This is a genomic window from Rhodomicrobium udaipurense JA643, assembly GCF_000636015.1.
Classification (GTDB): Bacteria; Pseudomonadota; Alphaproteobacteria; order Rhizobiales; family Rhodomicrobiaceae; genus Rhodomicrobium; species Rhodomicrobium udaipurense.
Genome location: NZ_JFZJ01000131.1, coordinates 1 through 8649 on the forward strand (window position 1 = coordinate 1; position 8649 = coordinate 8649).

Below are 8649 nucleotides of genomic sequence, written 5' to 3' on the forward strand. Positions count from 1 at the left end.
TTTCGGTGGTGCTCATCGCCCATATATGCAGATCGTGGATGCAGGCGACGCCGGGCAGCGCTTCGAGATGGCGGCGCACCGCGACCGGATCGATACCGGGCGGCACAGCTTGCAGCGCCATGTTCACCGAATCGCGCAACAGGCCCCAGGTTCCCGCCACGATGACGCCCGCAATGGCGAGGCTGACCAGCGGGTCGACCCACATCCAGCCCGTCTGCCAGATCGCGAAGGCCGCCAAAAGCACGCCGACCGACACGCCCGCGTCCGCCGCAAGATGCAGGTAAGCGCCGCGAATGTTGATGTCGCCGTGCCGCCCGCGCATGAACAAAAGCGCCGTTCCGCCATTGATGACAATACCGATGGCGGACGCGATCATTACGCCGCCAGCAGCCACCGGCTCGGGATAGAAAAACCGGCGCCCGGCTTCGAGCGCGATGGCACCCACAGCGATCAGCAGGATGATGGCGTTGGCGAGCGCTGCGAGGATCGACGTGGAGCGATAGCCATAGGTGAAGCGTTCCGTCGGCCGCTTCTTCGCCGCCGTCGCCGCGCCCCAGGCCAGCAGAAGGCCGAACACATCGGAAAGGTTGTGTCCGGCGTCGGCGAGGAGCGCCACGGAGTTTGCGATCACGCCATAGACGACCTGCGCCACGACAAGCGCGATGTTGAGCCCCACGGCGATGGCGAAGGCCGACTGGAAGTTCTGCGGGGCGTGGCCGTGAGCATGGGCGTGCGAGTGACCGTGACTGCTATCGTGATTATGTCCGTGCATGCGACCCGCCGAGTTTTGCTTGCTTTCGGGACACCGTAGCTTGCGGAGACGTTGGTGGATACTAAAGAATTCAGCTCTTCGGTTGATGCGAGATGAACAAAGACTTGGCGCGCGCGGGGTGGCGGGGGAGCGACACCGCCAGCGGGGCGATTTTGGCGTTTGAGTCACCGCCGCGCCGCCGCAGCCCAAACTTGCCTTGGACGCCCACTTTACTTTTCCGGCGCCATCGTCAAGATTCCGCGGAACGCGGCTGGAGGCTTCATGAGCGTATTTTCATCGGATGGCGTGGACATAGCCTACACGGTCGAGGGCGAAGGCGATCCGATCCTGCTCATTCACGGCTTCGCGTCCAACGCGGCCACGAACTGGAAAGACACGGGCTGGGTCCGCTGGCTTACCGGCAACGGCTTTCGCGTCGTGACCTTCGACAATCGCGGCCACGGCGCAAGCGGCAAGCTCTACGAGCCCGACGCTTACGCGGGGCCGCTGATGGCGGAAGACGCGCGCCGCCTGCTCGATCACCTCGGCATCGCCCGCGCGGACGTCATGGGCTATTCCATGGGAGCACGCATCGCGGCGTTCCTCGCGCTGGCCCATCCCGGGCGGGTGCGGCGCGCGATCTTCGCGGGGCTCGGCGCAAACATGATCCACGGCGTCGGCGACCCGCAGCCCATCGCCGACGCGCTTATGACCGACGATCCGGCGCTCGTGGCCGACTCGAACGCGCGCGGCTTTCGCATCTTCGCGGACCAGACGAAGAGCGACCGCCGGGCGCTCGCCGCGTGCATCAAGGCATCGCGCGACCGCATCCCCGGCGACGAACTCGCCACGCTGACAATGCCGGTCCTCGTCGCGGTCGGCACCGACGACACAATCGCCGGACCGCCCGGACCGCTGGCCGACGCGATCCCGGGCGCGAGAACGCTCGATATTCCGGGTCGCGATCACATGAAGGCCGTCGGCGATCGCGCGTTCAAGGACGGTGTCCTGGCCTTCCTGCGGCCGGGACCATGACTATTTTCTATGCAACTGCAACGACTGGCAAAACTTTGCACAGTTGGAAGCGATCGGTTAGACTGCGGGAACTTTTACGGGCGTGAGAGGGCTTTCGCCATATGTTGAAAAATGAGCGGAAGGGCAGACCTGCGAAAGTGGCGCCCTACGATCCCGTTTGGGAGGTGATCCGCGACGAAGCGCGCGATATCGCCCAGCGAGAGCCGGAGCTGACGGGCTTCGTTTATGCCACGGTGCTCAATCAGCGGACCCTTGAACAGGCGGTCTGCCACCGGCTTGCTTCCCGCCTCGGTCATGAGGACGTGAACGCCGATCTCATCCGCCAGATCTTCAACGGCGTGATCGAGACGAATCCAGAACTCGGCGTCGTCTTCCGCGCCGATCTTTCGGCCGTCTACGATCGCGATCCGGCATGCAGTCGCCTCATCGATCCGCTTCTCTATTTCAAGGGCTTCCACGCGCTGGAGACGCAGCGATTCGCGCACGCGCTTTGGCAACAAGGTCGCCTCGACTTCGCCATGTACCTGCAAAGCCAGTCCTCCCGCGTCTTCGGGATCGATATCCACCCTGCGGCGAAGATCGGGCGCGGCATCATGTTCGACCACGGGTCCGGCATCGTCATCGGGGAGACGGCCGAAATCGGCGACAACACCTCGCTCCTGCATAGCGTCACGCTCGGCGGCAGCGGCAAGGAAACGGGCGACCGCCATCCGAAGATCGGGCGCGGCGTGATGATCGGCGCGGGCTCGAAGATCCTCGGCAACATCCATGTGGGCGATTGCGCACGCATCGCGGCCGGCAGTGTCGTTTTGAAGGACGTTCCGCCGAAAACGACTGTTGCGGGAGTGCCTGCGAGAGTGGTAGGCGAAGCGGGCTGTGCGCAGCCCTCCCGTATGATGGATCAGGCGCTCAACGGAAATTGCGGCTGCTACGAAGAAAGCGCCGAACAGACAGGCAGATCATGACGCCCGCAGAAACAAAGGCCCTCGAAAAATACCTCCGGAAAACTTTCAGCCTGGAGGCAATTGAGGTCAAGAAACGCCAAAAGAAACAGGACTCCGTCGAAGTGTTCGTAAAAGAGGAGTTCGTCGGCGTTATCTACAAGGACGACGAGGATAATGAAGTCAGCTATCAATTCCAGATGGCGATCCTCGAAGACGATCTGAAGGAATAGGAAAGGCGCGCCATGGCGATCTACGCTCTCGACGGTATTTCCCCGGAGTTGCCGCATGAGGGCGATTACTGGATCGCGCCGACAGCCGTGCTTCTCGGACGCGTTGTGCTCGGCCGCGACGCTTCGGTGTGGTTCGGTTCGGTTCTGCGCGGCGACAACGATCCCATCGAGATCGGCGGCGGCACGAACATCCAGGACATGACGATGATCCACACGGATCTCGGCGCGCCTACGCGTGTCGGACGCGGCTGCACCATCGGCCACCGCGTCACGCTGCATGGCTGCACGGTTGGCGACAACTGCCTCATCGGCATGGGGGCGACAATCCTCAATCACGCCGTGATCGGCGACAACTGCCTTATCGGAGCAGGCGCGCTCATCACCGAGGGCAAGCAGATCCCCGCGGGATCGGTGGTACTCGGATCGCCCGGCAAGATCGTGCGCGAGGTCACAGCGGCGGAGATTGAAGGGTTCAAGCGATCGGCGGCGGGCTACATGGCCAACGCGCGCCGTTTCCGTACCGGTCTCGCCTCGGGGAGCGTCTGATCGCGACGTCGCTGCCGCAGGGCGGTGCCGTCCCACAAAAAATTTGGCCGGTGCCTTGGCGTGAGGCACCGGCCATATCCTTTGACACCGGCGGGGACGGGACTTGGGGGGCAAGGGAGCCGGCGTCATCGGTTCGTGTGAATAACGCCTGCGAGCCATCCGGGTTCCGGCGCGTTTGAAAATTCTCTCCGCGCCCGCTCGAACGCGCTATCGAGGCCCGTTTCGCGTCAAGTAACGCGCGCGCGACACCGTCCGGTCCAGAAGCGAAAGCTCCCCCGAATTTGCGCGGAAGGCATGCGCGATGGCATGCTTGCGCGTTTCCCGCTTCGCGCGCATCATGAGAGTTGCCCGAAACGCAAAAATGCGGCGGGCACTGCGGCATCAGGCTCGCCGCGACCGTATTCTGGGAGGAATACCATGAGCGTTGCAGGAATTCTCAAAGGCAAAGGCCGCAAAGTGCTTAGCGTGCTGCCGGATCGAACGGTTTTCGAGATCGTTCGTCTGCTTCACGCCAACCGCATCGGCGCCGTAGTGGTGGTCGATGAGCAGCATCACGTGCTCGGCATCGTTTCGGAACGAGACATCGTGCGCATTCTGGCGGAACGCGGAGTCGCCGCGCTCGAAGAGACTGTGGCCGACCACATGACGCGCCCCGTCTCCACCTGTTCGGAGCATCACAGCATCGATTGGGTCATGGAGGAGATGACACAGCATCGCTTCCGGCATGTTCCCGTCACCGAGAAGGAGCGCCTCGTCGGCATCGTTTCCATCGGCGACGTGGTGAAGGCCAAGCTTGACGTAGCGGAAGCGGAAGCGGCGCAGATGCGGCAGTATTTCGCCGCGAGTTAAGCCGGGTCGCGCAGTTTAGTTACGAATGCGAAGCGCCTCGCTTCCCTGACGAGGCCCCCCCGATTGAGAAAAGCGCATCGGCGCTTTTCCTTCGATATGGACGCTCGGGCGCAGCCTTCGCGAGCGGGATTGATTTGATGGGACCGGGTGCTGATATCAGGTGCCAGTCCTTCAGGCGTAGACGATTGCTTGGCGGCATTAGGCGGAAGCGGCCAGACCACTATGCGCTGATGCTCGGCCGCTCGACGCCTTCACGCCGGAGCGACGCAAGATAGCGCTGCGCCGCAAGACGCCCCTGCTCGATCGCCTGTTCGGCCTTGTGGAAATCGAACAGCCCGATGCCATCGAGATGAACCTGAATGGTGGCGTCCGGCGGATCGCCCGCGAGCCGTGAGCGCGCGATGCGGTTCTGCGTGATGTTGAACGCTTCGAGCACCACGCGCGGAATACCCGGCGACGCGTCGCGGTCGCGCTTGCGCCCGCCGCCACCGCCCCACACCTGCCGCCGTACCAGCGCGAAGCGGCTTTTCCTCGTGGGCTCGTCCACCTCGGCCCGCTCTGGCCTCTGGTCGAACGACGCTTCCGCTTCGATGGGATACAACGTGTTGCGAACGTAGTGGCCGGAATGGAGCGTCACCGCGATCACGAAATGCGCGCCCATCGCGCGCGCCGCCGTCACGGGAACCGGGTTCACGAGCGCGCCGTCCATGAGCCAGCGCCCACCGATTCGCACAGGCTTGAAAATCCCCGGCAGCGCGTAGGACGCACGAAGCGCCGCCGCGAGCGACCCCTTAGTGAGCCACACTTCCTGCCCTGTGCCGAGTTCGGTCGCGATGGCGGCGAATTTCTTCGGCAGCTCTTCGATGTGAAGATCGCCGATATGCGAGGCGAGCGTCTTTTCCAGCCGCTTGCCGGACACGAGGCTCGATCCCGCGAGATTGACGTCGAGATACCGGATCAGCTTGCGCATCGTCATTTCGCGCGCGAAACTTTTCAGGTCGCTGAGTTGGCCCGCCGCGTAATATCCGCCGGCGACTGCACCGATCGAGGTGCCCGCAACGATGTCCGGTTCAAACCCGGCTTCGATCAGAACTTCAAGAACGCCGATATGGGCAAGCCCGCGCGCCGCGCCGCCGCCAAGAGCAAGTCCGACCTGTGCCTTCCTCATGCCCTGTCCCGCCTGTGAATCGCCATCCCAACGGACAAGGAACGGGATTTAAGGAGCGAGTGCGACGTTCTGACGACAGTTCTGTGGTTCGCGGTTCGGTAGCTCGACATTGGTCCTTCGTTTCGACCGGTGTCTCCGCACTGTAACCGATCCCGCGATAAGAAACGGGTTAAACCCTTCTTTCCGGGCACTTTATTTTGTAACGAATTCGAGAGCGACCCCGTCGGCGCCCGCCTCGACGCGCCGGTAGAAGCACGAGCGGCGGCCCGTATGGCAGGCGGCTTCGCCCTGAAGCTCCACCTTCACCAGGAGAATGTCCTGATCGCAATCGGTGAGAAGCTCGCGCACGCGCAGCACGTTGCCGCTCGTTTCGCCCTTCTTCCACAGCGACTTGCGCGAACGGCTGTAGAAATGCGCCTCGCCCGTTTCAATGGTCAGCCGCAGCGCCTCCGCGTTCATGAAGGCGAACATGAGGACGACGCCATCCGCACCCGTCACGATGGCCCCGATCAGGCCGTGTTCATCGAAGCGCGGCGTGAAAGCCGTGCCTTCCTCAAGCTCCGCCTTGCTCGTGGACGGCTTGGCGAACGAAAGTTTGCTGTCGGCGCTCATTATTCCCTCATCGGCTCGCCAGAACGCGCGTGCCGTTCACAAGCTGCATGAAGCGGTCGCGCTCGGCCTTGTCTTCGCTGAACACGCCCGTGAAGCGCGTGGTGATCGTCGTCGTGCCTTTCTTGTGCACGCCGCGCATCGTCATGCACTGATGCAGCGCGTCGATCATCACGGCGACGCCTTTCGGCTTCAACGCCTCCTGAATGCAGTTCGCGATCTGCGCCGTCATCGTTTCCTGCGTTTGCAGGCGCTTGGCGTAGATGTCGACCACCCGCGCGAGCTTTGAAATGCCGACGATACGCCGGTCCGGGATGTAGGCCACATGCGCGACCCCGATGATCGGAACCATGTGATGCTCGCAATGCGAGGCGAAATCGATGTCGCGCAGCATGACGATGTCGTCATAGCCCTGCACGTCCTCGAAGGTACGCGAAAGCTCATCCACCGGATCGCCGTCATAGCCCCAGAAATATTCGGCATAGGAATCTACGACGCGTTTGGGCGTATCGAGCAGCCCTTCGCGGGTTAGATCGTCGCCCGTCCATGCGAGGAGCGTGCGAACGGCGGCTTCGGCCTCCTCGCGCGAAGGACGGCGCGTGTCACCCGATGCGCGCAAGCCGGTCTGCGGTTCCCGCAATGGCGGTACCGGCGCTGAGGCTTTTCTTTCCATGAAGCGAACCTCTGCGCGGGGCGCGGGCGTAAAAAACGGGGCCCCGCGATGATCGGTGAAACCGGACGAAGAACCACCTCCAATTGGTGACGATTGCATGCGTCGCGTCAAAACAGCATATAATCGTAACGGAGAGGGCGGCAAGTCCGCAAGGCCGCGCTTCAGGCGGGCGGGTGCCGAGTTCAGGATCAGGATGGCCAATCTGGAAGACATCTACACCGGAAGAGTGCTTGAGCTTTCGGCGAACATGCCTCGCGCGGGGCGCCTCGAAAGCCCGGACGCGACGGCATCTGCGCATTCGCGGCTGTGCGGCTCGCGCATCACGGTCGATCTCAGGATGGAGGGCGACCGAGTGACGGATTATGCGCAGGACGTGCGCGCATGTCTTCTCGGCCAAACGTCGGCGGCGGTCATGGGCGCGAACATCGTCGGCTCGTCGGCGGCGGAGCTTCGCGCGGTGGGAGGCCAAATGCGGCGCATGCTGAAGGAGGGCGGCGAGCCGCCGTCCGGGCGCTGGGCCGACCTCGCGATCCTCGAAATGGTGCGCGATTACAAGGCACGGCACGCCTCGACGCTCCTCGTGTTCGACGCGGTGGAAGACGCGATTGCCGAGATCGAGGCGAAGCACCAGCGCTGACGCGACATTTTTGAACCGCGCGTCGCGCCGCCGCTGTTGCAAGCGCCGGGCGTTCGTGGGAAAGCTTTCGCAAAATTCCCGCCCAGTTCCAACGGCACGCACCCAGGCACGCTCCCCATGAAATTCACGCTTTCCTGGCTCAAGGACCATCTCGAAACCGATGCCACGCTCGATGAGATCGCGGCGAAGCTCACGCTCATCGGCCTCGAAGTCGAAGGCATCGAGAACAAGGCCGCGAAGCTCGAAAGCTTCATCGTCGCGCGCGTCGTCGAGGCGGAGCCGCATCCGAACGCCGACAAGCTGCGCGTGCTGAAGGTCGATAACGGCACTGAGCTGTTGCAAGTCGTCTGCGGCGCACCGAACGCGCGCGCAGGGCTTATCGGCGTGTTCGCCCAGCCCGGCACCTATGTTCCCGGCCTCGACGTGACGCTCAGCAAGGCGAGCATTCGCGGCGTCGAATCGCTCGGCATGATGTGTTCCGAGCGCGAGCTTCTGCTTTCCACCGAGCATAACGGCATCATCGAGTTGCCCGAGGCGGCAGCGGAGCATGTCGGCAAGCGTTTCGTCGATTTCGCCGGTCTCGACGATCCGGTGATCGAAATCGCCATCACGCCGAACCGCCCCGATTGCCTCGGCGTGCGCGGTGTGGCGCGCGACCTCGCGGCGGCGGGTGTTGGCACGCTGAAGCCCGCGCCGGAAGTCTTCGAGGGGGGCTCGTTCCCCTCCCCCATCGCCATCGAATTGCCGCTTCCCGAAGGCGCGGAAAACGCCTGCCCGCATTTCGTCGGGCGCCTCGTGCGCGGCGCAAAGGTCGGCCCGTCGCCCGAGTGGCTGCAACGCCGCCTCAAGGCCATCGGCCTGCGCCCGATCAATGCGGCGGTGGACATCACGAATTATGTCTCCTACGACCGCGCGCGCCCGCTCCACGTCTATGACGCGGACAAGCTCGAAGGCCCCATCGCGGCGCGTCTCGGCCGGGCGGGCGAAAGCTTCGTCGCGCTCGACGGCAAGACGTATGAGGTGGACGACACCATGTGCGTGATCGCCGACGCGGCGCGCGTGCTGGGCCTTGGCGGCGTCATGGGCGGCGAAGCCTCCGGCACGACCGAAGCGACGACCTCGATCTTCATCGAAAGCGCGTATTTCGATCCCGCGCGCACGGCAGCGACGGGCCGCAAGACCGGCATCAATTCGGACGCGCGCTTCC

General features: G+C 63.7%; 11 protein-coding genes. 7 read left to right on the forward strand and 4 right to left on the reverse strand.

Annotated elements, in window-relative coordinates; all coding sequences use genetic code 11:
• The coding region (locus T281_RS14505; RefSeq protein WP_037240862.1) for a cation diffusion facilitator family transporter at positions 1–772 on the reverse strand (772 nt) is incomplete at its 3' end.
• A 261-nt stretch (positions 773–1033) separates the two neighbouring features.
• Between T281_RS14505 and T281_RS14510 the strand changes: the two genes are divergently transcribed.
• The 5 genes from T281_RS14510 to T281_RS14530 all read left to right on the forward strand — a co-directional run bounded on the left by T281_RS14510 (position 1034) and on the right by T281_RS14530 (position 4355).
• A complete protein-coding gene (locus tag T281_RS14510) occupies positions 1034–1786 on the forward strand; it encodes an alpha/beta fold hydrolase (protein ID WP_037240833.1) in 753 nt (250 codons plus the stop codon).
• A 101-nt stretch (positions 1787–1887) separates the two neighbouring features.
• Positions 1888–2751 (forward strand): serine O-acetyltransferase, encoded by an 864-nt coding sequence (gene cysE / locus T281_RS14515; protein ID WP_037240836.1) that lies wholly within the window; start codon positions 1888–1890, stop codon positions 2749–2751.
• The gene (locus T281_RS14520) at positions 2748–2960 is read left to right on the forward strand and encodes a DUF3126 family protein (protein ID WP_013418711.1); all 213 of its coding nucleotides are present in this window, start codon (positions 2748–2750) and stop codon (positions 2958–2960) included. Before cysE ends, T281_RS14520 begins: the two co-directional genes overlap by 4 nt.
• Positions 2961–2972: 12 nt before the next feature.
• Complete coding sequence (locus tag T281_RS14525; protein ID WP_037240837.1) at positions 2973–3506, forward strand: gamma carbonic anhydrase family protein; 534 nt, start codon at positions 2973–2975, stop codon at positions 3504–3506.
• Positions 3507–3923: 417 nt separating this feature from the next.
• Complete coding sequence (locus T281_RS14530; protein WP_037240840.1) at positions 3924–4355, forward strand: CBS domain-containing protein; 432 nt, start codon at positions 3924–3926, stop codon at positions 4353–4355.
• Between the two features lie 220 nt (positions 4356–4575).
• Here T281_RS14530 and T281_RS14535 read toward each other — a convergent pair whose 3' ends face one another.
• From T281_RS14535 to folE, 3 genes are all read right to left on the reverse strand, one after another.
• Positions 4576–5523 (reverse strand): patatin-like phospholipase family protein, encoded by a 948-nt coding sequence (locus T281_RS14535; RefSeq protein WP_052037532.1) that lies wholly within the window; start codon positions 5521–5523, stop codon positions 4576–4578.
• Positions 5524–5715: 192 nt separating this feature from the next.
• Entirely contained in the window at positions 5716–6135 is a 420-nt protein-coding gene (hisI, locus tag T281_RS14540; RefSeq protein WP_037240843.1) for a phosphoribosyl-AMP cyclohydrolase, read from the reverse strand.
• A 7-nt stretch (positions 6136–6142) separates the two neighbouring features.
• Positions 6143–6805: a GTP cyclohydrolase I FolE gene (gene folE / locus T281_RS14545; RefSeq protein WP_052037533.1), complete on the reverse strand. Its 663-nt coding sequence runs from the start codon at positions 6803–6805 to the stop codon at positions 6143–6145.
• Between the two features lie 193 nt (positions 6806–6998).
• On the opposite strand from folE, the gene T281_RS14550 reads away from it, so the two are divergent.
• On the forward strand, positions 6999–7442 hold the full coding sequence (locus tag T281_RS14550; RefSeq protein ID WP_037240846.1) for an iron-sulfur cluster assembly scaffold protein: 444 nt from the start codon (positions 6999–7001) through the stop codon (positions 7440–7442).
• A 117-nt stretch (positions 7443–7559) separates the two neighbouring features.
• A partial coding sequence (gene ytpR, locus T281_RS14555; RefSeq protein ID WP_037240849.1) for a YtpR family tRNA-binding protein occupies positions 7560–8649 on the forward strand: 1090 nt, incomplete at its 3' end.